The 22508-nt window shown below is 69.0% G+C and carries 22 protein-coding genes; 6 read left to right on the forward strand and 16 right to left on the reverse strand.

Translation table 11 applies throughout. From position 1 onward, the window contains the following. The first annotated feature begins 101 nt into the window (after positions 1-101). Entirely contained in the window at positions 102-338 is a 237-nt protein-coding gene (locus tag QTI20_RS03570; RefSeq protein WP_286550203.1) for a hypothetical protein, read from the forward strand. Positions 339-393: 55 nt separating this feature from the next. Here QTI20_RS03570 and QTI20_RS03575 read toward each other — a convergent pair whose 3' ends face one another. Next, the gene (locus QTI20_RS03575; protein WP_286550201.1) at positions 394-1296 is read right to left on the reverse strand and encodes a LysR family transcriptional regulator; all 903 of its coding nucleotides are present in this window, start codon (positions 1294-1296) and stop codon (positions 394-396) included. Between the two features lie 407 nt (positions 1297-1703). On the opposite strand from QTI20_RS03575, the gene QTI20_RS03580 reads away from it, so the two are divergent. The 4 genes from QTI20_RS03580 to QTI20_RS03595 are packed head-to-tail and all read left to right on the forward strand — an operon-like array spanning position 1704 to position 6068. Further along, complete coding sequence (locus QTI20_RS03580; RefSeq protein ID WP_286550199.1) at positions 1704-2894, forward strand: acyl-CoA dehydrogenase family protein; 1191 nt, start codon at positions 1704-1706, stop codon at positions 2892-2894. 22 nt (positions 2895-2916) lie between these two features. Beyond that, a complete protein-coding gene (locus tag QTI20_RS03585) occupies positions 2917-3903 on the forward strand; it encodes an acyl-CoA dehydrogenase family protein (protein WP_286550197.1) in 987 nt (328 codons plus the stop codon). Between the two features lie 3 nt (positions 3904-3906). Further along, positions 3907-5088: a CaiB/BaiF CoA transferase family protein gene (locus QTI20_RS03590; protein ID WP_286550195.1), complete on the forward strand. Its 1182-nt coding sequence runs from the start codon at positions 3907-3909 to the stop codon at positions 5086-5088. Continuing rightward, positions 5079-6068, forward strand: coding sequence for a Bug family tripartite tricarboxylate transporter substrate binding protein (locus QTI20_RS03595; RefSeq protein WP_286574144.1), 990 nt, complete (start codon positions 5079-5081; stop codon positions 6066-6068). Before QTI20_RS03590 ends, QTI20_RS03595 begins: the two co-directional genes overlap by 10 nt. Before the next feature lie 147 nt (positions 6069-6215). On the opposite strand, the gene QTI20_RS03600 is transcribed toward QTI20_RS03595, so the two are convergent. The 4 genes from QTI20_RS03600 to QTI20_RS03615 all read right to left on the reverse strand — a co-directional run bounded on the left by QTI20_RS03600 (position 6216) and on the right by QTI20_RS03615 (position 9750). After that, the gene (locus tag QTI20_RS03600; RefSeq protein WP_286550191.1) at positions 6216-6701 is read right to left on the reverse strand and encodes an Lrp/AsnC family transcriptional regulator; all 486 of its coding nucleotides are present in this window, start codon (positions 6699-6701) and stop codon (positions 6216-6218) included. A 37-nt stretch (positions 6702-6738) separates the two neighbouring features. Further along, positions 6739-7719 (reverse strand): Bug family tripartite tricarboxylate transporter substrate binding protein, encoded by a 981-nt coding sequence (locus tag QTI20_RS03605; RefSeq protein WP_286574146.1) that lies wholly within the window; start codon positions 7717-7719, stop codon positions 6739-6741. Beyond that, a complete protein-coding gene (locus tag QTI20_RS03610; RefSeq protein ID WP_503011386.1) occupies positions 7716-8954 on the reverse strand; it encodes a M20 aminoacylase family protein in 1239 nt (412 codons plus the stop codon). Before QTI20_RS03610 ends, QTI20_RS03605 begins: the two co-directional genes overlap by 4 nt. Before the next feature lie 172 nt (positions 8955-9126). After that, the gene (locus tag QTI20_RS03615; protein ID WP_286550186.1) at positions 9127-9750 is read right to left on the reverse strand and encodes an FMN-binding negative transcriptional regulator; all 624 of its coding nucleotides are present in this window, start codon (positions 9748-9750) and stop codon (positions 9127-9129) included. A 111-nt stretch (positions 9751-9861) separates the two neighbouring features. Between QTI20_RS03615 and pdxR the strand changes: the two genes are divergently transcribed. Further along, positions 9862-11349 (forward strand): MocR-like pyridoxine biosynthesis transcription factor PdxR, encoded by a 1488-nt coding sequence (pdxR, locus tag QTI20_RS03620; protein WP_286550185.1) that lies wholly within the window; start codon positions 9862-9864, stop codon positions 11347-11349. A 22-nt stretch (positions 11350-11371) separates the two neighbouring features. Here the strand turns inward: pdxR and QTI20_RS03625 are convergent, their stop codons facing one another. From QTI20_RS03625 to QTI20_RS03675, 11 genes are all read right to left on the reverse strand, one after another. Further along, positions 11372-12259, reverse strand: a complete 888-nt coding sequence (locus tag QTI20_RS03625; RefSeq protein ID WP_286550183.1) for a LysR family transcriptional regulator — start codon at positions 12257-12259, stop codon at positions 11372-11374. 174 nt (positions 12260-12433) lie between these two features. Then, positions 12434-13228: an aldolase gene (locus tag QTI20_RS03630; RefSeq protein ID WP_286550181.1), complete on the reverse strand. Its 795-nt coding sequence runs from the start codon at positions 13226-13228 to the stop codon at positions 12434-12436. After that, the gene (locus tag QTI20_RS03635; RefSeq protein ID WP_286550179.1) at positions 13225-13884 is read right to left on the reverse strand and encodes a glutathione S-transferase family protein; all 660 of its coding nucleotides are present in this window, start codon (positions 13882-13884) and stop codon (positions 13225-13227) included. The genes QTI20_RS03630 and QTI20_RS03635 overlap by 4 nt, the downstream gene beginning before the upstream one ends. Then, entirely contained in the window at positions 13881-15104 is a 1224-nt protein-coding gene (locus QTI20_RS03640; RefSeq protein ID WP_286550177.1) for a trans-sulfuration enzyme family protein, read from the reverse strand. The genes QTI20_RS03635 and QTI20_RS03640 overlap by 4 nt, the downstream gene beginning before the upstream one ends. Positions 15105-15136: 32 nt before the next feature. After that, the gene (locus QTI20_RS03645) at positions 15137-15877 is read right to left on the reverse strand and encodes an amino acid ABC transporter ATP-binding protein (RefSeq protein ID WP_286550175.1); all 741 of its coding nucleotides are present in this window, start codon (positions 15875-15877) and stop codon (positions 15137-15139) included. A 35-nt stretch (positions 15878-15912) separates the two neighbouring features. Further along, positions 15913-17004, reverse strand: a complete 1092-nt coding sequence (locus tag QTI20_RS03650) for an amino acid ABC transporter permease (protein ID WP_286550173.1) — start codon at positions 17002-17004, stop codon at positions 15913-15915. 32 nt (positions 17005-17036) lie between these two features. Then, complete coding sequence (locus QTI20_RS03655) at positions 17037-18224, reverse strand: amino acid ABC transporter permease (RefSeq protein ID WP_286550171.1); 1188 nt, start codon at positions 18222-18224, stop codon at positions 17037-17039. A 40-nt stretch (positions 18225-18264) separates the two neighbouring features. Further along, entirely contained in the window at positions 18265-19281 is a 1017-nt protein-coding gene (locus QTI20_RS03660; RefSeq protein ID WP_286550168.1) for an amino acid ABC transporter substrate-binding protein, read from the reverse strand. A 451-nt stretch (positions 19282-19732) separates the two neighbouring features. After that, positions 19733-20704: an asparaginase gene (locus tag QTI20_RS03665; protein ID WP_286550167.1), complete on the reverse strand. Its 972-nt coding sequence runs from the start codon at positions 20702-20704 to the stop codon at positions 19733-19735. Beyond that, complete coding sequence (locus tag QTI20_RS03670) at positions 20701-21483, reverse strand: aspartate/glutamate racemase family protein (RefSeq protein ID WP_286550165.1); 783 nt, start codon at positions 21481-21483, stop codon at positions 20701-20703. The genes QTI20_RS03665 and QTI20_RS03670 overlap by 4 nt, the downstream gene beginning before the upstream one ends. A gap of 102 nt (positions 21484-21585) precedes the next feature. Beyond that, entirely contained in the window at positions 21586-22398 is an 813-nt protein-coding gene (locus tag QTI20_RS03675) for a helix-turn-helix domain-containing protein (protein WP_286550163.1), read from the reverse strand. Positions 22399-22508 lie beyond the last annotated feature (110 nt).

Below are 22508 nucleotides of genomic sequence, written 5' to 3' on the forward strand. Positions count from 1 at the left end.
GCCGCCCCGGACGCGGCCCCGGCGCGGGGTAAAGCCTACCTACGTGCGCGGACCGCTTTGACCGACGGCCCGGGTCGCGCGCCTTCACTAGCCTCGCGGCCATGGACCTCCTCGACCTCATCCAATGGCCGGCCTTCGCCGCCTCGCTGGCGGCCGCCTACCTCGTCGGCTCCAGCGTCGAGCGGCGGCGCAATGCCGGCTTCTGGGTCTTTCTAGGCAGCAACCTGCTCTGGGTGGCATGGGGCCTGCACACGCAAGCCTGGGCGCTCATCGCCCTGCAGGTGGGGCTGGCGGCGTTGAATGTGCGTGGGGTGTCCAAGACCGAGGGGCCGCGCTGATGAGCGCGGATTGCCTTCAGGGCCGGACGCCGGCGGGACGCGGCAGCGGGTGTCTTCATTGGACATGGTGCTCGAACACGCGCGCCGCCACCTGGCGGAAATGCCTGGCCGCAGCGCTCTCCATCGCGGGTTGGTAGACCAGCGCAAGGCCGGTCTGTGCCGAGGCCGGCAGGTCGGCGATGCGCCGGTAGGCGATGTTCTTGCTCTGGAAGCGCTGCATGATCGACGGCACCAGTGCCACGCCCAGCCCACTCTCGACCAGCGACAGAACCGTCTGGATCTGCACGGCTTCCTGCGCGATGCGGGGCACGAAGCCGGCGCCCTGGCACACCAGCATCGCGGCCGCACGCAGGCCCAGCGCCTGCCCGCTGGCATACATGACGAAGGGTTCCCGGGCCAGCGACGCCAGGCCCAGTTCGGCCTGCGCGGCCAGGGCGTTGGCGCGCGGCAGCGCGACGATGAACTCGTCGCGTTCCAAGGGCAGCAGGCTCGCGCCGGTCCCCAGCAGCAGCGGCGTGCGGATCAGGCCCACGTCGAGTTCGCCGCCGTCGATGCCCTCGAGGATGCGAGTGGAGGTGAGTTCGCGCAGGCCCAGTTCGACGCCCGGGTACTCAGCGCGAAAGAGGGGCAGCAGGCGCTGCAGCATGCCGTAGCTCGCGGAGCCGACGAAGCCCACCTGCAGGCTGCCGCCCGTGCCCTCGGAGGCGCTCCTGGCCGCGTCCGACAGCTGCGTGCCGTGGAAGAGCATGCGCCTGGCCTCGGGCAGCGCGGCCAGGCCGCTGGGCGTGAGCGTGACGCCGCTGGGCGAGCGCACGAACAGGCGTGCACCCAGTTCGGCTTCGAGTTTCTGGATCGACACCGAGAGCGGGGGTTGCGCCATGTGCAGCTTCTCCGCCGCGCGGCGGAAATTGAGCGTCTCGGCCAGGACGACGAAGTGACGGATGCGGCGAAGGTCCATGGGGTGCGGAAGAGGTCGGCGCAAGGATGCGTGGACGCGCAGTGTTCTCTGACCGGCCAGCGCCCCGAAAGGCGAGACGAAGCCTGACGTCGGCGTCCGCTGCTGCGCGTCGGTTGTACCCGGCGCCAGGCCGGTGAAAGAGATCTCCGTCGCGTGTGGGTCGTGTAGTTGCGATATCGAATCAGATGATATTGATACCTGTATCGGATGTCTTCTTCGGGAAAGTACTTGGTCATCCTCATCGATAGACGCACCCGCGGTCCTCATCGATTTTCGGTATCGGGAAAACGCAAACTTATATTGGACGTGGCGAGGCATCCGCTCCTATTCTCCGCGGCTCCTTCCTACCGCTTGTGCCATCCGATGCCGTCCGTCCACACCGCTCCCTGCCCGATGCAGTCCATCCCATGACGGGGCTGCTCGACAACCTGGCGCCCGCGCTGCTGCCGGCGCATGCCGAGCGCTTCCGCGACGAGGTGCGCGCCTTCCTCGCCAGCGAACTCCCGCCGGCCTCCGCGGACCTTCGTGCACGCTCGTGGATGGGCTACGACGCGGCATTCAGCCGCCGGCTGGCCGCGCGCGGCTGGGTCGGCGTGACCCTGCCGGCCGAGTACGGCGGCGCGGCCATGGATGCCTTCTCGCGCTTCGTGCTGGTGGAGGAACTGCTGGCCTGCGGTGCGCCGGTCTCGGCCCACTGGATCGCCGACCGGCAGAGCGGTCCGCTGATCCTGCGCTACGGTACCGAGGCCCAGCGCCGTTTCTACCTGCCGAAGATCTGCGCGGCGGAGGCCTTCTTCTGCATCGGCATGAGCGAGCCGAATGCCGGCTCGGACCTGGCCAGCGTCGGCACCCGTGCGACGCGCATCGAAGCGGGTGCTGGCAACGGGGGCGGTGGCTGGCGGCTACAGGGCCGCAAGATCTGGACGACCAACGCCGACCAGTGCGACTACATGATCGCGCTGGTGCGCAGCGCGGGTAGCGCCGAGGACCGCCAGCGCGGCCTGTCCCAGTTCATCATCGACCTGAAGCTGCCGGGCGTAACCGTGCGGCCCATCCGCGACCTGTCGGGCGACGCGCATTTCTCCGAGGTGTTCTTCGACGACGTCCGGCTCGCCGACGACGCACTCATAGGCCGCGAAGGCGCGGGTTGGGAGCAGGTCACGGCCGAGCTCGCGTTCGAACGCAGTGGGCCGGAGCGCCTGTATTCCAGCATCGTGCTGCTCGACCGCTGGATCCGTTGGCTCTCGGTGCAGGCGGCCGGGCAGGCGACGAACGCCGCGCAGCTCGCGATCGTCGGCCGGTTCGCGGCGCATCTGGCCACCTTGCGCCAACTTTCGATCGCCGTCACCGCCAAGCTCGCCGCGGGCGAGAGCCCGATCGTCGAGGCGGCACTGGTCAAGGACATCGGGACCGAGTTCGAGCAGCAGATACCCGCGGCCATCGAAGCGGCGCTGGGTGCGGACCCGGCGGCCGACATCGATGCCGACCTGTTGCAGGCGGCCGCCTATCTCAGCCAGATCGCGCCGACCTTCTCGCTGCGTGGCGGCACGCGCGAGATCCTGCGCGGAATGATTGCGCGCGGCCTCGGTCTGCGCTGAAACGACGAAGGACGATCCCACGATGTTTGCCGAAGCCCTGGAAGCCATCCTGCGTGACCACGCGACGCCCGCGGCGGTGCGTGCCATCGAAGCCGGCGGCCCGCACGATGCGCCATGGCGCCTGATCGCCGATGCCGGCTTCCTGCGCCTGCTGGCGCGCGAGGAGGACGGCGGTGCCGCGCTGCCGATGGCCGAACTCTTTCCCGTGCTGGCGCTGCTCGGGCGTCATGCCGTGGCCTTGCCCGTGGGCCAGGCCATGCTGGCGCACGCGCTGCTGCCCGCGGAAGCCGTGCCCGCGGGCCTCCTGACCCTGGCACCCGCGGTGCGGACCACGCCCGACGGCGGGCTGGCCTGCCCGGCGGTGCCGTACGGCCTGATCGCCGACCATGTGCTGGCCGACGATGGCGAGCGCCTGCTGCTGCTGGCATGCGAAGGCGCGGCCAGGACGGCCACGGCCGGCACCTACAGCCAGACGGCCAGCCTGCGGTGGCCGGCGTCCGCCGCACCGCGGCACTTCGCGCGCCGGGGCGATGCGCTGGCCTCGTTCGGCGCAGCGCTGCACGCCGCCTTGCTGGCCGGCGCGATGGGCCGGGTGTTCGACATGACGCTGGCCTTCGGCAACGACCGTGTGCAATTCGGCAAGTCGATCGGCAAGTTCCAGGCCATCCAGCATCAGCTGGGCGTGATGGCCGAGCAGTGCGCGGCCGCCCGCATGGCCGCCGAATGCGCCTGGCGAGGGCCATCGAGACCGACGCTGCTGCAGGCGGCCATCGCCAAGGCCCGCACCAGCGAGGCCGTGGGGCCGGTGGCATCGATCGCACACGCGGTGCATGGCGCCATCGGCGTGACCGCGGAATACGACCTGCAGCTCTACACGCGGCGGCTCCATGAGTGGCGTGTTGCGCACGGCTCCGAAGACCACTGGCATCCGCTGATCGGGCGGGCCGTGCTCGATGCTGGCCGGCCCGTGTCCGAATTCGTGCGCGCCGTCGCGGCCGGGGGCGCCTGAGCCATGGCCGGACCGTTGCAGGGCGTGCGCGTGGTGGACCTCACCAACGTGCTGATGGGCCCCTTCGCCACCCAGATCCTGGGCGACATGGGCGCTGACGTGATCAAGATCGAATCGCCCGAGGGCGACACCGTGCGGCATCTGGGGCCGATGAAGAACCCGGGAATGAGCGCGGGCTTCCTGCATACCAACCGCAACAAGCGCAGCGTGGTGCTGGACCTCAAGCAGGCCGAAGGGCGCGGCGCGCTGCTCGACCTGATCAAGACCGCGGACGTCTTCGTGAGCAACGTGCGGCCGGCGGCGCTGGCGCGGCTGCAGCTCGATGCCGACCTGCTGCGCGCCGCCAAGCCAGACCTGGTCCACCTGTCGCTCGTCGGCTACGGCAGCGACGGCCCCTATGCCGATCGCGCGGCCTACGACGACATGATCCAGGCCGTGTGCGCCATCCCCAGCCTGATCGCGCAGGTGGGCGACGGCGTGCCGCGCTATGTGCCACTGGCCATCGTCGACAGGGTGGTGGGCCAGGCGGCCGCCACCGCGATCCTGGGGGCGCTGGTCCATCGCCTGCGCACGGGTCAGGGGCAGTCGGTGGAGGTCCCGATGTTCGAGACCATGGTGCCCTACGTGCTGAGCGAGCACATGTCCGGCCTGACCTACCAGCCACCGATCGCGCCGCCCGGCTATCCGCGGCTGCTCGCACCATCGCGCCAGGCCTACCCGACGAGCGACGGCTTCGTGTGCGCGCTGCTCTACACCGACCGCCACTGGCGCGCCTTCTTCACGCTGATCGGCGAGCCCGGTCGATTCGACGCCGATGCGCGACTGACCTCGATCGCCGCGCGCACGCGCCACATCGGCGAGCTCTACGCCGAGGTCAGCGCCGCGCTGCGCCTGCGCGGCACGGCCTACTGGCTCGAGGCGCTCGCGAAGGCGGACATTCCGGTGATGCCGCTGCATACGCTGGCGTCGCTGATGGACGACCCGCACCTGCGCGCCGTCGGCTTCTTCCGCACGCTCGAGCACCCGAGCGAGGGACCGATCCACGACATGGCCCCGCTGGGGCGATGGTCGGCGACGCCCGCCGATCCCGTGCGCCCCGCGCCGACGCTGGGCCAGCACACCCAGGAGGTCCTGGCGGAACTCGCGACCCCACCCCATCATCAGGAGACAAAACCATGCGCATGATCCGATCCTTGACCGGCGCCGCGGCGCTCTGCATGGCGAGCGCCATGCTGCCGCTGCTGCCCGCGGCCCACGCGGCCGACGCCTATCCGTCCCGACCCATCCGCATGGTGATCGGCTTCCCGGCGGGCGGTCCCACCGACGTGAATGCACGCATGTTCGCGCAGGGCATGGCCGAGCAGCTCGGCCAGCCCATCGTGGTGGACAACAAGCCGGGTGCCGGCAGCAACCTGGCCTCCACCACGGTGCTGTCGGCCCCGGCGGACGGCTACACCATCCTCTACAACACCTCGTCGCTGGTGCTCGGCGCGATGCTCTACAGCTCGGCGAAGTTCGACCCGCTCAAGGACTTCGTCCCGGTGGTGCGCACCGCGGGCGTGCCGCTGGTCGTGGCCGTTAGCACCACGGTGCCAGCCAAGACCTTCGCCGAGTTCGTGGTGCTGGCGAAGGCCAGCCCGGGCAAGTTGAACTATGCGTCGTCGGGCGCCGGTACCATCGACCACCTGGCGGCCGCGCTGCTGGCCACGCAACTCGACATCAGGATGGAACACGTGCCCTACAAGGGCACGGCGCCGGCGCTGGTCGACCTGGTGTCGGGCAACACGCAGATGTTCACCACCACGCAGAACACGCTGCTGCCCTTCATCCACGACAAGCGCCTCGTGCCGCTGGCCATCGCGTCCCTGCAGCGCTCGCCGCTGATGCCCGAGGTGCCGACGGTGAGCGAGGCGGCCGGATTGCCCGGCTTCGAGATCACGGCCTGGAACGGCATCGTGGTGGCGGCCGGGACGCCGCCCGCGGTGGTGAGCCGGCTCAACGCGGCGGTCAATGCGGTGCTGAAGCAGAAGGACTTCGTCGCCCGGCTTCGCGCCACCGGCGCCGAACCCTACGGCGGCAGCGCGGAGGCCTATGGCGCCTACCTGAAGTCGGAGACGGCGCGCTGGAAGACGGTGGTGCAGCAGGCCGGCGTGACGCCGCAGTGAGGCCGCGGCCGCCGCGTGGTGGCTGACGGTGGTCGCCGCCGTCGAAGAACACCACGCGGCGTCCACCGTGCTGCGCTGCACCGCGACGCCCATGCGCACCCCGAGCGCGCCCCCAGGCCAACGCATGCCCCCGACCTGGTGGCGGGCTCACGCCGCCTGTCTGTGCACCGGTGCCGGCAGCGGCAACGCGGTCTTGTAGCGCACCTGCTTGAGCGCAAAGCTCGAGCGGATCTTCTCGATGCCGGGAATCGGCGTGAGCTGTTCCATGATGAACTTCTCCAGCGCCGCCATGTCGGCCACCGCGACCCGGATCAGGTAGTCGCGGTCGCCGGTCATGAGGTAGCACTCCATCACCTCGTCGTGCTCGGCGATGCGCCGCTCGAAGTCGGCCAGCGACTCCTTGCCTTGGGTGCGCAGGCTGATCGAGATGAACACATTGAGCCCCAGGCCCAGCGCCTGGGCGCTCGCCAGCGCCACGTAGCGGTCGATCACGCCGGCCGCCTCCAGCGCCTTCACGCGCGCCAGGCAGGGCGAGGGCGAGAGGTGCACGCGCCGCGCCAGCTCCACGTTGGACAACGCGCCGTCGCGCTGCAGCGCATCGAGGATGCGCAGATCCATCGAGTCCAGTTTCATGGACTGCTTCAGGCGGACGGGCACCGGACGAGCCTGCTCAGTCGGCCATGTCGATCACGCCATCGGTCACCATCTTTTTCCAGAATGCGGCTTCCGCCACGGTCTCGTCCAGGTAGGACCGCGGTGTGGACCCGGTGATCACCATGGCACCGAGCGGGCGCAACTGTTCCGCGAACGCCGGGTCCGCCGCGATCTGCCGTGCGGCCTGCGTCAGTCTCTCGACGACCGCCGCGGGGGTGCCCTTCGGCGCCACGATGCCGGCCCAGGCCGAGGCATCCATCGGCGCCGCACCGGCCTCCTTGAGCGTCGGCAGATCCGGAAAGAGCGCTGACCTGTCTTCCGCGATCGCGGCCAGCGCCCTGACCTTTCCGGCCTTGACGAAGGATGCGACCGTCGATTCGGCATAGAAGCCGACCTGCACCACGCCCGCCAGAAGATCGGAGACCAGCTGGCCGCCGCCCTTGTAGCTCACAGGCACGAGCGAGACGCCGTTCAGCTTGCAGAAAAGAGCACCGGCTATGTGCGAAGACGAGCCGTAGGTGGTGCCGTAGTTCAACGCGCCGGGATGCGCGCTGGCGTAGGCAAGGAGCTCCTTCACGCTGCCGATGGGAAGCGCCTTGTTCACCACCAGCACGCTGCGCTGCTTGGCGAGCTTCGCGATGCGCGAGAACTCGGTGAGCGGGTTGTAGGGCAGTTTCCGGTAGACGGCGGGTGCGCGCGAACTGACCGATTCCGTGTCGATCATCAGCGTGTAGCCGTCGGGCTTCTGCGCCACGAGGTTGGCGGCCGCGATGGCGCCGGCGGCGCCGGCCCTGTTCTCGACCACCACTGACTGGTGGAGCTGCTTCGACAGATGCTCGGCGATGATGCGGCCGAGGTTGTCGGAGGGGCCGCCCGGCGGGTAGCCGATCAGCATGCGTATCGGCCTCGCGGCGGGAAAATCGGCGGCCGAGGCCCTGGCTGTCATGCCCGCACAGAGGGTCGCTGCGAAGGCGGCTTGGAAGTGTCGACGGTTCACGGGGAAGTCCTTCTGGAAGAGGGGGAGGGCGCCTGTTGCACGGGTGGCTGCTGCGATGCGAACCAGTGCCGTGTCAGCCGGTCCCAGAACCGGGCGCCGAGACCGAGGATGTCGTCGTTGAAGTCGTAGCCCGGGTGGTGCAGGCCGACCGCCGGTGCGCTACCTCTCGCATTGCCGATGAAACCGTAGGCGCCGGGCACCTGTTCGAGCATGAAGCCGAAGTCCTCTGCCGTCAGGGCCGGCGCGACGTCGTCCGTCACGTTCGCATCTCCCGCGACCTGCTTCATCACCTCGGCCATGAAGCGCGCCTCGTGCGCATGGTTCACCGTGGCCGGGTAGCCGCTCGACATCAGGACCTCGGCGCTGGCGCCATGGGCTTCGCAGAGCAGCGTGGCGATGCGCTCGATGCCTGCGACCAATCGTTCCTGGGTCGCGGGCCGCAGGGCGCGGCAGGTGCCATGGATCGACGCCGTGTCCGGAATGATGTTGGCGACCGTTCCGGCATCGATTCGGCCGACGGTGATCACCGCGCTGTCGAGCGGGTCCACCGTCCGGGATACGAGCCGCTGCAGCTCGCCCACGATCGCGCAGGCGATCGGCACCGGATCGACCGTGCTGTGCGGCTGCGCCGCATGGCCGCCGATGCCGAAGACTTTGATCTCGAAGCGGTTCGCCGACGCCATGATAGGACCGACCCGGACGCCCATCCGGCCGGCGGCCATGGCGGGCCAGTTGTGAAGCGCGAAGGCGGCCTGGACCGGGAAACGCCGGAACAGGCCGTCTTCGATCATCTTGCGTGCGCCCGCCCCGCCTTCTTCCGCGGGCTGAAAGACGAAGTGGACCGTGCCGTCGAAGTCGGGCTGCCGGCTCAGCAGCGTGGCGCCGCCCAGCAGCATCGCGATGTGGCCATCGTGTCCACAGGCGTGCATGCGGTTCGCGGCGGTGCTCGCATGGTCGAAGTCGTTCAGCTCCTGCATGGGCAGCGCATCCATGTCGGCACGCAGTGCAATCGCGCGGCCGGGATCCGAGGCCCGCCGGCCCGTCCCGTGCAGGGTGGCGACGACACCGGTTCGGCCCAGGCCGCGATCGACCGACAGGCCCAGCGCCTCAAGCCACGCCGCAATCCTGTCGGCGGTGCGCCGCTCCTCGTACATGAGTTCCGGATGGGCGTGGATGTCGCGCCGGAATCCGGTCAGCGCACCCAGGTAGGAAGCGTCGTCGGGAGGCGATGACAGGAGGGTTGGGTGCATGGTCGATGAAACGAGGTCTCTGGGTGCCCTCTGTCGGGAAGGCGCCGCGGCGGGAGGATGTCCGGTTGAAAGTATCGAGCGGAAGCAGACCGGCATGCCTGCCCTTCAGGGCATAGCAGCTATGTGGCGCGTCCAGCGATAGGCCGACCGTCCGGCCTCAGGGCCGCGCCTGTTGCATCGCGCCGGAGAGTTCGACCGCACCGCGTTCGCCGAGCGAGCGGATGGCTCCGTCCAGGTCCCTCGCGTCCCGGTTCTGGCTGAGTTTCCGCTTGCACGCCAGGTGGGTGATCTCGATCTCGATCCCCACGATGGCGGCGAGCAGCTGGTCGATGAAATCCGCGGGAGCATCGCCCATCTTCCACGGCCTGGCCTCGCCGGCTTCGTGGTGCCGGGTCAGGCGCGCGACGATGCCGCGCACGAAGCGCTGGTCGTCGATCACGCGCAGCCGGCCGTGCGCATGCACGACCTCGTAGTTCCAGGTCGGCACGAGCCGATGCGTTTCATGCTTGCTCGGATACCAGCTTGGCGAGATGTAGCCCTGGGCCGCGCGGAACACCACCATGACCTCCTGCCCGGCAGCGGCCTGCCACAAGGGGTTGGCGCGTGCCACATGCCCCAGCAAGGTCCCGTGCGGGCCCCGGGCACCGTCCAGTTCGAAGGGCAGGTGGTCGGCATCCAGCCCCTGCGCGCCGTGGGTCACCAGCATGCCGAGCGGGTGCTCGACCATGATCCGGCGTTGTGCCTCGGTGTCGTGTTCGATGAAATGCTGCGGTTGGTACATGGTCCCGGTGTCTCATTCGTTGGCGGAGGGCTTCCCCGAGTATGGCGATGGGTGGCATGATTGTTCGGGCCACTTTCCACCTATTCAGCAAGACCAGTGAGGCGTCCGATCATGCTTGTTCGCCAGGGCGGCCGCGGCCGCTCCCTCTACGACGAGATCAAGTCCAGCGTGCTGGACGGGACCTACCTCGCCGGCACCGCGCTCCCGTCCTCGCGGGCATGCGCCGCGGAACGCGGACTGTCGCGCTCCACGGTGTCGAGCGTCTACGAGCAACTGGCCGCCGAGGGCTTCGTCGAGATGCGGCAGGGGGCCGGCACCCGCGTGGCCGCCGGCGCCGCGGTAGCCGGCGCTGCGCGCCCGAAGGGCGCGAAGGGCGCCCGGCGCCCGCGCGTCGATCCGGCGCTGTCGTCCATCGGCCGCCGTCTGGAATCACTGGCCTTACCGGTGCGGTCCGCGTCGGCGCCCGAGGTCGTGGACTTCGTCTATGGCCCCCTGGCCGGGCGCGACTTCCCGACACTGGCCTGGACCAAGGCCGCACGGCAGGTCGAGCGGCAGCGGGCACCGGTGCTGGCGTATGAGGATCCGCAAGGCAACGAGGAGCTGCGGGCCGCATTGCGGGTCCATCTGGCCCATGCCCGTGGGGTGTTCTGCGACACCAGCCAGCTGCTGGTGGTCAACGGGTCGCAACAGGCGCTGGACCTTTGCGCGCGCCTGCTGGTCGAGCCGGGTGACACCGTGGCTGTCGAGAACCCGGGCTACCGCATGGCGCACCATGTGTTCGAGTGCGCCGGGGCGACCCTGCGCGGTGTCGCGGTCGACCCGCAGGGCCTGGTGCCGGCCGACCTGGCGCATGTCCCGGACGCGCGCCTGATCTATGTCACGCCCACCCATCAGTTCCCGATGGGCGGGCTCATGACCATCCGCAGGCGCAACGCCTTGCTCGAATGGGCCGCCGAGAAAGGGGCCTGGATCGTCGAGGACGACTACGACAGCGAGTACCGGCACGCGGCACGGCCCGAGGCCGCGTTGCAGGCCCTCGACGACCGAGGCCTGGTGATCTACGTCGGGACCTTCTCCAAGACCCTGTCGCCCCAGCTTCGCCTGGGCTACATGGTGCTGCCCCATCGGCTGGTCGCGGCCTTCGCGACGGCCAAGCGCGTGGCCGACCGTCATGCCCCGAGCGCGCCGCAGCGCACGCTGGCCAGGCTGCTGAAAAGCGGGGCCTACGACCGCCACGTCAGGCGATTGCGTCGCTCCCAGAAGGCCAGAAGGGAGGCGCTGCTGGCGGCCCTCGGCCACTACTTGCAGGGACAGGTGAGCGTGCACGGCGCGTCGAGCGGCCTGCATCTGGTGGTGGCATTCGATGACCTGCCGTCCGCGCTCGAGGAGGAGCTCGCCAGGCTGGCGCTGCTGGAGGGTGTCCAGGCCTACCCCCTGGGGCGCTTCTACCTGCCGGCGCCCAGCGCGAGCGCGGCCGGCCGGCCGGCCGCGCTCGTGCTGGGCTACGCCTCGCTGGAGCCGGAACGGATGGACCCCGGCGTGCAGCGCATCGCGCGGGCCTTGCACCGACTGCGCGATCGCCGAACGAAGGGCGCATGAGCGCGCCGGGCGGCCGGCCCCGCTAGCTGGAACCGTCCGAGGTGGTCTTCGCGGTCTCCAGCGCCGTTTCCAGGAATCTCCTCACCAGCGCGGAATGGCTCCGGTCTTCTCTCGCGATCATCACGACCACCCGCGACATCGCCGGCTTCCCGATGCGGACCTTGCGCAGTCCGTGCTGGCTGAGCTGTCGTTGCGGTATGCGCTGCGGCAGGATGCAGGCCCCGATGCCTGCCGCCACCAGCTCGATCATGGCGTCGACCGTCTCCGCTTCGGCCACGAAGTCGGGCTTGAGGCCGCTGCTGTGGATCATGCGCGTGAGCGCGTAGTGGGCCGGAAAGCCCACCAGCCGCGGCATATCCTGCGTCAGGTCTACGCCGTCGGCGGCCGTGCAGCCGGGCCCGCAGATCAAGCACATCAGGTTGTCGAACAGGCGGGTGGACGCGAGCTTCTGCGACGCCACGGCGGTGTCGTAGACGATGCCGAGGTCCGCCTTTCCGCTTTCCACCAGCTCCACGACGTCCGGCGAACTGCGCCCCATCATGGACAGGCTGACCCCCGGATGGCGATCGGTGAAGGCGCGCACCACCTCGCCGACGAAGTAGTAGTTGAGGGTGTGGACGGTCGCCACCCTGAGCATCCCCTTGAGCTCCTGATGTCGGGTCGCGCTGACGGCAGTGTCGATGCTGGCTAGGGCCGGAGCGACCTGCTCCAGCAGGGCCTTGCCGCGCTCCGTCAGCTGCATGCCGCGGCCGTTGCGGCTGAACAGCGCGCACTGCACGAAGGCCTCGAGCACCGCGAGCTGCCGGCTCAGCACCGGCTGGGTCACCTGCAGCTCGGCCGCCGCGCGCGACAGCGAGCCGTGCTTCGCGATCGTGACGAAGTACCTCAGTTGACGGTCGACAGTCTCCATGGACGCTGCACTCCGGATCCATCCTTTATGAAGCGTCAAATGTAATCCTGTGGAAACGGGCGAATCTGCCGTACGGGGCGGCGGTGTGTCCCCTGGCCGCACGATATGCCGCCCGGGGTGCGACGCATGGCGTTTCCTGCGGCGAGGGCGCCCGGTGACCCCGACGGCAACCGTTCAGCCGGTGCATTCCGCGTGCTGCGGATTCCTCAGGCTGCGGCGGGCGTAGTACTCGAAGGCGACGCTGTTGCGCCGCGGCCGAAGCAGCCAGTCGTGCGCTTCCTTTCCCAGCACCGGGTCGATGGGCTGGATCTCGCCGGCGTTCATGGCCAGCAGCTGCATCCTTGCGGTCCGCTCGAAGGCCAGGGAGAGCACGCAGGCCTCCTCGATCGTGCTCGCCGCCACCAGCAGCCCGTGATGCGAAAGCAGCAGGGCCCGCTTGCTTCCCAGCGCGGCGGTGATGAACTCGCCTTCCTCGTTGCCGACCGGAACGCCGGGCCAGCTGCCGACGAAGGCCACGTCGTCGTAGAGCAGGCAGTTGTCCATGTGGGAGACGACCAGCGGCTTCTCCAGCATCCCCAGCGCGGCGACATGCATTGCATGGGAATGGATGATGCAGTTCACGTCGGGGCGCGCGCGGTAGACCCAGGAATGGAACCTGTTCGCGGGGTTGGCCATGCCATCGCCCTCGAGCACGTGGAGGTGCTCGTCGACCCGCAGCAGGTTGGAGGCGGTGATCTCGTCGAAGCCCAGGCCGAGGCGCTGGGTGTAGAACTCGCCCGGCCGTCCGGTCCGGGCGGTGATCTGGCCGGCGAGGCCCGAGTCGTGGCCGTTGTCGAACAGGATGCGGCAGGTCAGCGCCAGCTTCTGGCGTGGATGGCGTTCACTCTCTCCGAAGGTCGCGTCCATCTGCGAGGTGGACTTCTCGATCAACTGCTGCTTGCTCAGCGTGAAGGTGTCGGTGGCGTTCATGGGCGGTGTCCTCCCGTTTCGGTGGTCATGAGGTTGCTGTGCGGAATGTCAGGAAAGAGGTACTGGTAGCCGCGAAGTCCCTCGAGCCGGCCGAGCCAGTGCTCGACATGTTCGAAGGCCGACAGGTCGATGCGGCCCATGGTCGCCATCCGGGTGTAGGGGTAGAGCGCGACGTCGGCGATGCTCGGGACCTCGGGGGTGGCGATCCACCGCGACGGCCCGGACGACAGATGGATGTCCATGACGGCCAGGGCCTCCTGGGCCTCGCGGGTCCATCGCTGCACATCCTGCGCGGCGGCGTCCGGCAGGCGCTTCAGGCCATGGTGCAGGCGGAGGTTCGCCAGCGGCCGCATGTGGCGGTCCTGCTCGAACGAGAGCCAGCTCAGCACCCGGGCCTGGGCGGATGGGTCCGCCGGCCACCAGGGCGAGTTCTGGGCCAGATGGAACAGGATGGCCATGGACTCGCCCAGGTGCGCACCGTCGTCAGTCTGCAGCAGCGGAACCTGGGCCAGGGGCGCGATGCGCAGGAAATCGGGCCGGCGCAGGTCGCCCTTGTCGATCGACAGAGTCACGCGTGTCAGCGGCAGGCCGAGAAAACCTGCGAGCAGCCGGACCTTCCATGCATTGCCGGAGCGCTGGGTGTCGTAGAGCTTCATCGCGGCCGTTCGACCAGCGGATCGAGTGCCTGGTGCAGGTCGGCGATCAGGTCTTCCGGATCCTCCAGTCCCACCGAGAGACGGATCAGGTCCATGTTGACGCTCGCGCGTTGCGTTTCCTCGGGATGCAGCTTCCGGCGGGCCTGGAGCAGGGAGCCCGGGTGCGTGATGAGAGACTCCGTGTCGCCGAGGCTGATGGCGCAGGAGATCAATCGCAGCCGGTTGATGGCTGCGACGGCACCCTCCGCGCCCGCATGCAGCTCGAAGGACAGCATGCCGCTGCCGTGCGCCATCTGTCGCTTCGCTAGCGCGGCATCGGGGCTGCTCTCCAGGAAGGGATAGCGGACCACCCTGACCGCCGGGTGGGCCTCCAGCATGCGGGCGATCCGCAGCGCGGACTCGCCGTGCTGGCGCATGCGCAGCGTCAAGGTCTTCAGGCCGCGCAGCACCAGGAAGCAGAGCATCGGCGACAGCGTGGATCCGGTCATGTACTTCAGCCCGATCGAGCGGATGCGCTGGAGCGTGGCCTGGTCACCCAGCACCGCGCCGCCGAGCAGGTCGCCGTGGCCGTTGATGTATTTGGTGAGCGAGTGCACCACCAGGTCGGCGCCGTGCTCGAGCGGCCGCTGCAGCGCCGGAGAGGCGAAGGTGGAGTCCACGAGCACCCGTACGCCCTCGCGCTGGTGGGCGATGTCGGAGATCGCGCGGATGTCCAGCAGCTCGGAGGTCGGGTTCACGGGCGACTCGAAGTAGACGATCCGGGTCCGGTCCGACAGCGCCTGCGCGAGCGCCTCCGGTTGGCTCAGGTCGACCTCGGTCACCTGGATGCCCAGGCGCGGCAGGCCCTCGCTGACCAGCGCGCGCGCGGTGGAGTACATGGTGTGATGGACGATGAGCTCGTCGCCCGCGGCCAGCAGAGTGAGCAGCGTGCTGCTGATGGCCCCCATGCCCGAGCCGGTGACCAGCCCCGCTTCGGCGTTCTCGAGGTCCGCCAGCCGTTTCTCCAGCAGTTCCTGGGTGGGGTTGTGCTGGCGTCCGTAGACGAAGCGCCCGCTCTCGCCCGAGAACACCGCCGCCGCCTCGCCGACCTCATCGAAGGCGAAAGTGGAGGTCATGAAGATCGGCGGCGAGACGGCCCCGAGGTGCTGTGTTGCGTCGTAGCCCTGGTGCAGGCTGCGGGTCTGGAAACCTGGTCTCTTGTCGTTGGGTGTGTGCTGCATGGCAATGGAGGAATGAAGGGATCGAGGGGCAGTCAGTGGACGATCTGGTCGAGAAAGTGGCGGGCGCGTTCGGTGCGCGGAGAACCGAAGAAGTCGTCGGGCCGTCCCTGCTCGACGATCTCGCCCTGGTCCATGAAGATGACCCGGTCGGCCACCTTGCGGGCGAAGCCCATCTCGTGCGTGACGCAGAGCATGGTCATGCCGCTCTCCTGGGCCAGGGTGATCATGACGTCCAGCACCTCCTTGACCATCTCTGGGTCGAGCGCCGACGTGGGCTCGTCGAACAGCATGATCTTCGGGCTCATGCACAGGGAGCGCGCGATGGCCACGCGCTGCTGCTGCCCGCCCGAGAGCTGGCCCGGATACTTGTGGGCCTGGTCGGCGATGCGCACGCGGTCGAGATACCGGGTGGCGATCGCCTTGGCCTCGGCCTCTGGCATCTTGAGCACCCAGCACGGGCCCAGCGTAAGGTTCTCCAGCACGGTGAGATGGGGGAACAGGTTGAAGTGCTGGAAGACCATGCCGACGTCGCGCCGCACGATCTCGATGCGTTTGAGGTCGTCGATCAGTTCGACGCCGTCGACCCGGATGCTGCCTTCCTGGTGGCTCTCGAGGCGGTTGATGCAGCGGATCATGGTGGATTTGCCCGAGCCGGACGGCCCGCACACCACGATGCGCTCGCCGCGCCCGACCTCGAGGTCGATGTTGCGCAGGACCTGGAAGTCGCCAAACCATTTGTTGACGCCCCGCAGGCTGACGATGGATTCGTTCATGAAGATGCTCCTGGAATCGTTGGGATGGGTGGCTGCTAGCGGCCTGCGCCCGGCGCCCGTTCGCGCGCCAGGTCTGCTTCCAGCGAGCGGCTGTAGCGCGAGATGCAGTAGCAGAAGACGAAGTAGATGGCGCCCACGAAGAGATAGGCTTCGACCGCGAAGCCGCCCCAGAGCGGGTCGGCTAGCGCGGCCTTCGCCGACTGGGTCAGGTCGAAGATGCCGATGATCACGACCAGCGAGGTGTCCTTGAACAGCGCGATGAAGGTGCTCACCAGGGGCGGGATCACGATCTTGAGCGCCTGGGGCAGGATGATCTTGCGCATCTGCTGCCAGTAGCTCAGGCCCAGTGATTCGGCCCCCTCGTACTGGCCCTTGGGCAGCGCCTGCAGCCCGCCTCGGACGATCTCCGCGATGTAGGCGGCCGCGAAGAGGATGATGGCGATCTGCGCCCGCAGCAGCTTGTCAATCGACACACCCTCCGGCAGGAACAGCGGCAGCATCACGGAGGACATAAACAGCAGGCTGATCAGCGGCACGCCGCGAATCAGCTCGATGTAGCCGATGCACAGCGCCTTGATGGCCGGCAGCTGCGAGCGGCGCCCGAGCGCCAGCAGCACGCCCAGCGGAAAGGCGAACACGATGCCGAAGGTCGAGAGCATGAGCGTGAGCGGCAGGCCACCCCAGCGGACGTTCTCGACATGGCTCAGGCCGAACACGCCGCCCCACATCAGCAGCGCGGCGCCGGCCAGCGTCACGCCCCACAGCAGTGCCAGGCCGCGCGGCCTCAGCCGGCGCGCGCAGGTCAGCACGATGGTGGCGATCAGCCCGACCGTGGCCACGAGGGGGCGCCACTGTTCCTCGAAGGGATAGGTGCCGAACAGGATGAGCCGGTGCTTGTCGGCGATGAAGGCCCAGCATGCGCCCACCGCCGCGGTCCGGCATTCCTGGCCGCTCGAGGCGCTGAACATCGCCTTGAACAGCAGCCAGTCGAGCAGGCCGGGCAGCGCGCTCAGCACCAACCAGGCGATCAGCACCGTGCCGATCGCGCTCAGCGGCGAGGCGAAGAGATTGCGCCGCGCCCATCGCCAGGGACCAGGTGACGGGGTCGTGGGAACAGGGGTGGTCATGGTTTTCAACGCTTGGGAAGGTTGCGTCATGCTCATCGCTCCACCAGCACGATGCGGGCGTTGTACCAATTCATGAAGACCGAGATCGCGAGGCTCACCGTCATGTAGGCCGCCATCACGATGAGGAAACCCTCGATGGCCTGGCCGGTCTGGTTGAGGGTGGTGTTGACGACGGAAACCAGGTCCGGGTAGCCGATCGCCACGGCCAGGGAACTGTTCTTCACGACATTGAGGTACTGGCTCGTGAGCGGCGGGACGATGACCCGCAGGGCCTGGGGCAGCACAACCAGCCGCAGCACGCGGGCCTTGCTCAGCCCCATCGATTGCGCCGCCTCCCATTGGCCGCGACCGACCGACTGGATCCCGGACCTGACGATCTCCGCGATGAAGGCCGCGGTGTAGCTCACCAGGCCCGCGAGCAGCGCGAAGAGTTCGGGCGAGAGCGTCAATCCGCCGTCGAAACCGAAGGCCGTCGCGCTGGGCGCGCTGATGTGGATGTCCCGGCCCGTGAGCAGCCAGCCGGCGGTCGGCAGCAGCGCCAGCACCGCGACAGACAGGACGCCCAGGCGGCGTGGCTCACCGGTGAGCCGGAAGATCCGGCGCTGCCGCCTGGCGATGCCCGCGACGACCACGATCGCGGCCAGCGCGGCCATGAGGATGCCGGTCAGCGAGTCGCCCTCCAGCGCCGGGATCATCAGCCCGCGATTCGACAGGAAGACGCCAGGCAATGGATGCAACGCGTTCCGCGGTCCCGGCAGGACCTCGGAGATCAGGGCATACCAGATCAGCAACTGCAACAGCAGCGGAATGTTCCGGACGAACTCCACATAGGCATTGGCACAGCGCGCCAGCAGCCAGTTGGTAGACAGGCGGGCGATCCCGATCACGGTGCCGAGCAGGGTGGCGAGGATCAGGCCGATGGACGCGACGCGCAGCGTGTTCGCCAGGCCGACGAGGATGGCGCGCCCATAGGTGTCCTGTGGCGAATAGTCGATCACCGATTCGCCGATTGCGAAACCCGCTTCGCGGTCGAGGAAGGCGAAGCCGGTTGCGATGTTGCGCGCCGCCAGGTTGTGCAGGGTGTTGGCAACCAAATACCAGGCCACGAGCGCGACCGCGCCCACGACGAGGACCTGGTACGCGATGGCGCGCAGCGCGGGATCGTGCCAGGACAGCCTGATCCCCCTGGACGCAGGCCGGTGGGTTGATGCTTTCTTCATGGGGCGGCCTTCGCGCTTCGCTTCTTATGGAAGACGGCCATCAGCGGATGGGCCAGCCGTACATCAGGCCGCCCTTGGTGTAGAGCGCATTGAGGCCGCGCTCCAGTTTCAGCGGGCTGCCCGCACCCAGGCTGCGATCGTAGACCTCGCCGTAGTTGCCCACCTGCTTGATGATGTTGTAGGCCCATTTGTCGTCCACGCCGAGTCCCTTGCCCATGCCGGGCGTCACGCCCAGGATGCGCTGGACATGGGGTGCCGGGCTCTTGAGCGCCTCGTCGACGTTCTTCGAGCTCAGGTTGTATTCCTCGGCCTCGACCAGGGCGTTCAGCGTCCAGCGCACCACGTTGAACCAGGCCTCGTCGCCCTGGCGCACCATCGGGCCGAGCGGCTCCTTCGACAGCGCTTCCGGCAGGATCAGGTACTTGTCCGGCTCCGCGAACTGCAGCCGGGTCGCGGCCAGCGCCGTCTTGTCCATGCTCAGGCCATCGCAGCGGCCGGCGCTGAAGGCGCGCTTGACCTCGTCGGCCGTGTCCAGCAGTACCGGCTTGAAGGGCATCTTCAGGCCGCGGAACCAGTCGGTGAGGTTCAACTCGTGCGTGGTGCCGGGCAGCACGCAGATTGTCGCGCCCGAGAGGTTCCTGGCGCTGGTCACGTTGAGGTCCTTGCGGACCATGATGCCCTGGCTGTCGTAGAGGTTGACACCCGCACCGATCAGGCCCAGCGTCGTGTCGCGGCTCAGGGTCTGCGTGGTGTTGCGCGTGAGCACGTCGACCTCGCCTGACTGCAATGCCGTGAAGCGGGCCTGCGTCGTCAGCGGAATCACCTTCATCTTGGTGGCGTTGCCGAACATGGCCGCCGCGATGCTGCGGCAGGTGTCGACGTCGATGCCCTGCCATTCGCCCTTGCTGTCGGTGAAGGCAAAGATGGGGATGTTGGTGGAAACGCCGCACTGGACGAATCCACGCTTCTTGACCGCGTCGTAGGTGGGGCCGGCATGGGCGCCCTGCGCGATGCCGATCGCCGCGCATGCGGCCGTCAGCCATTTGAGTGCTTTCATTTTGTCTCCAAGGTTGATGCGGGAGGCCCGCGGAATCGTCGATCGATGTCGATGTGTGGTGGCCGGTGAAAGGAGGGCCGCCGGAAGCCGAAGCCCTCGTCGGCGAGGGCCGGCGCGACTCAGCGCCGTTCGCGGTGGGGCTGCCGCGGTGCCGGGGGCGTGGGGCCGATGGCGTGGCGCTGTCTGGACGCCGTGTGCTTTGCTTTTTTCAAGGTGGAGTGATCCGTCGACCGTGTTCTTTTCAGCGGGTTGATGCACGCGTCATGGCGTGCCTCCGATAGCGAAAAGTATCGTCATGCCCCTTGGGCATGGCGATGGCCCTGAGGGCATACGAGCTATGTCCTGGGCGGGCCCGGGGTACCCGGGCCGGGGCCGGTGGCGCGTGCCATCGTGTCCGGAAGGCCCGGTGGATGTGGAATGCCACGTCCCGCGTCGCGGTCTCAGCCCGTGCTTACATCTCGCCGCACAGATCCTGCCGCAGCCAGTGCGCGCAGTCGGCGCCGGTCAGGCCCGCCGCGAGTAGCGCATGCAGCTTCCCGAGCGCCGCCTCGACGCCCATGCCGCCACCATCGATCACACCAGCATCGCGCAGGCGCCGGCTCGCTTCGTAGCTGTCCATACGCACCCGGCCGTCGGCGCACTGGCTCACGGCCAGCAGCAGCACGCCGGCGCGGTGCGCGCGTGCCAGTGCGGCCATGAAGGCGGCATCGCCGGTGGGCGCGGTGCCGCTGCCATAGCAGGCCAGCACGCAGCCGGCGATGCCTGCCTGCGGCAGCGCGTCAAGCAGTTCGGGCGCGAAGCCGGGGTGCAGCGTGAGCAGAGCGACGCGACGCGGCTGCCAGCGCTGGCGCAGCGGCCAGGGCGCCGGCACGCGATCCGCCACCGGACCGGGGGCGCGCTCCGCGAAGGCATCGAAGCCCTCGCTGCGCCGCTTGCTGCAGCGCACCGCGCTCAGGGTGCGGCCCGCGAAATGCAGCCGCACGCCCGCGGCGCCGGGCTCGCGCAGGGCGGCGATGGCACCGCGCAGGTTGGGCCAGGCATCGCTGTCGGGGTCGATGGCCGGAAGCATGCTGCCGGTGAACACGACCCGGATCGGCAGCCCCTGCAGCAGGAAGGCCATCGCCGCGGCGCTGTGGGCCAGGGTGTCGGTGCCGTGCAGCACCAGCACGCCGTCGCAACCGGCGTCGGCCAGCGCCAGGATCGCGTCGGCCATCGCGTGCCAGGTGGCGGGGGTGGCGTCGGCACTGTCGATGGGCGGGGCGAGCGTGGCGATCTGCCACCGCAGCGCCTCGCCGTGCTGGGCCTCCAGGGTCGCATGCAGGCTGTCGGCCAGATCGGCCGACGGTGCCAGCGTGCCCGCGCGCGGCTGCATGCCGATGGTGCCGCCGGTGTAGAGCACGCCGAGGCGTGGCGCGGTGCTCATGGCGACGATCCGGCCGTCACGCCCGTGCGGTCGAGCAGGGCCTCGGCCACGAGTTGGGTCACGTCGACCAGGCGCCCGTCGCCTGGCAGCTCGGCCACCAGCGGCAGTTCGGTGCAGGCCAGCAGCACCACGGGCGCGTCGATGCCCGCGAGTAGCGCGGCGAAGCGTTCACGCAGGCCCGGGTGCGCGGCCCCGCGCCACTTGATGTCGTAGATGAGTTGGTGCAGCGCTTCGGTGGCCTCGGTGCCCAGCGGCTCGAAGTCGAAGCGCGCGCTCAGCGCGCGGTAGGGCGACCACTCGCCCAGTTCGGCCACCGGCCGCGCGCCCAGCAGGCACACGCGTCGCGCACCGATGCGCGCCAGGTGCGCGCCCACCACCTCGGAGAAGGACAGCAGTTGCGCGCGCAACGCCAGCGCATGCAGCCGGTCGGCGAAAAGGTTGAGCGTGTTGCAGGCGATCGCGTAGACGGCGGCCCGGCCGTCCAGCGCCTGCGCGTCGGCCTTCAGCGCGGCCCAGACCTGCGCCTCGGTGCGCTCCAGTTCCATCGACAGGCCCAGCGCGGGGTCGGAGACGACGTGGACAGTGGGCGCATCGATGTCGCCTCGGAAGGCCGGCCCCAGGCGACGCCGGTTCTCCTGCAGCAGCTTGGTCCAGAGGTCGATGCCGGCCTCGGGGCCCGAGCCCGTGAGGATGCCGATGGCGGGGCGGTGTAGCGGCTCGGCAAGCGAGAGGTCGGTGGGGCTCGCCGCAGCGGTGCCCGGGGTGCGGGAAGAGGTCATGCGCAAATTCTCGAAGCCGGCCCCGGCGCCGGCAATTCCGCAACCCTGGCGCTTTCGCCGCGACCTGCCGCCGTCGCCGTCGCGAACTGATGCGCGCGCCGGTCAGCGCAGCTGGAACAGGCCCTGCTCGAGCTTCACGGCCTGCAGCTGTTCGCGGATGTCGGCGCCGATGGCCGGATCGTCCGGCGCGAACAGGCCCAGCTGCCGGTAGCAGCTCACGCGCCGGATCTCGGTGCCCAGGTAGTCCCACACCACGCGGCTGCAGCAGGGCGCGCGCTGGTCGTTCGAGGCCACGCCCAGCTTGAGCCCGTTGAGCCGCGTCACGCGGTTCTTGAAGCTGGGCGTGAGCACGGTCTGCGAGATCTCGTTGGAGGTCAGCGATTCGTAGTCGACCAGGAACAGCTTGCCCTGCAGGTCGAAGGTGGTGCCGATGTAGCGGCAGCGTACATGGTCGGCGGGCGCGTCGGCCCGCTGCAGGCGCTCGGTGCGTTCGTAGCCGAAATGGCCGGCGTCCGCGCGCAGGTGGACCAGCGAACGCAGGATGTGGCCGGGCGAGGACATCGAGTGGTAGTACTCGAAGTAGTAGCCCACATGGCGCGCCAGCCGCGACTCGGAGGACTGCGCGCGCAGGTGCTCGAGGTGCGCGAGCGGCGGCGACTTCGGTTGGGCCGCGGCGCCTCCGTCGCGGCGCACGCCGATCAGCTGCGCAAAGGCGGGCGCGGGCTGCGCGATCTCGAGCTCGTCGACGCCGAAGAAGTCGCAGATGCGCTTGAGGTTGTGGGCCGTCGGCACCGACTGGCCGCTCAGGTACTTGTTGAACTGCGCGCGGTTGATCTCGAGCCGCCGGCAGACGTCGGCGATCGAGCGGTAGTGGCTGCACAGCAGCTTGAGGTTGCCGGGGAAATACGCGTTCATGCACGGGAGCGTAGCAGGGCCTGGATGGCGCAAGATGGCGCGTGCATCGCGCCGATTCGCGCCATCTTTCGGTGGTCGCGAAATTGCGGCGCCGGGGGCCGGCACCGACA

This window comes from Variovorax sp. J2P1-31 (genome assembly GCF_030317215.1).
Classification (GTDB): domain Bacteria; phylum Pseudomonadota; class Gammaproteobacteria; order Burkholderiales; family Burkholderiaceae_C; genus Variovorax.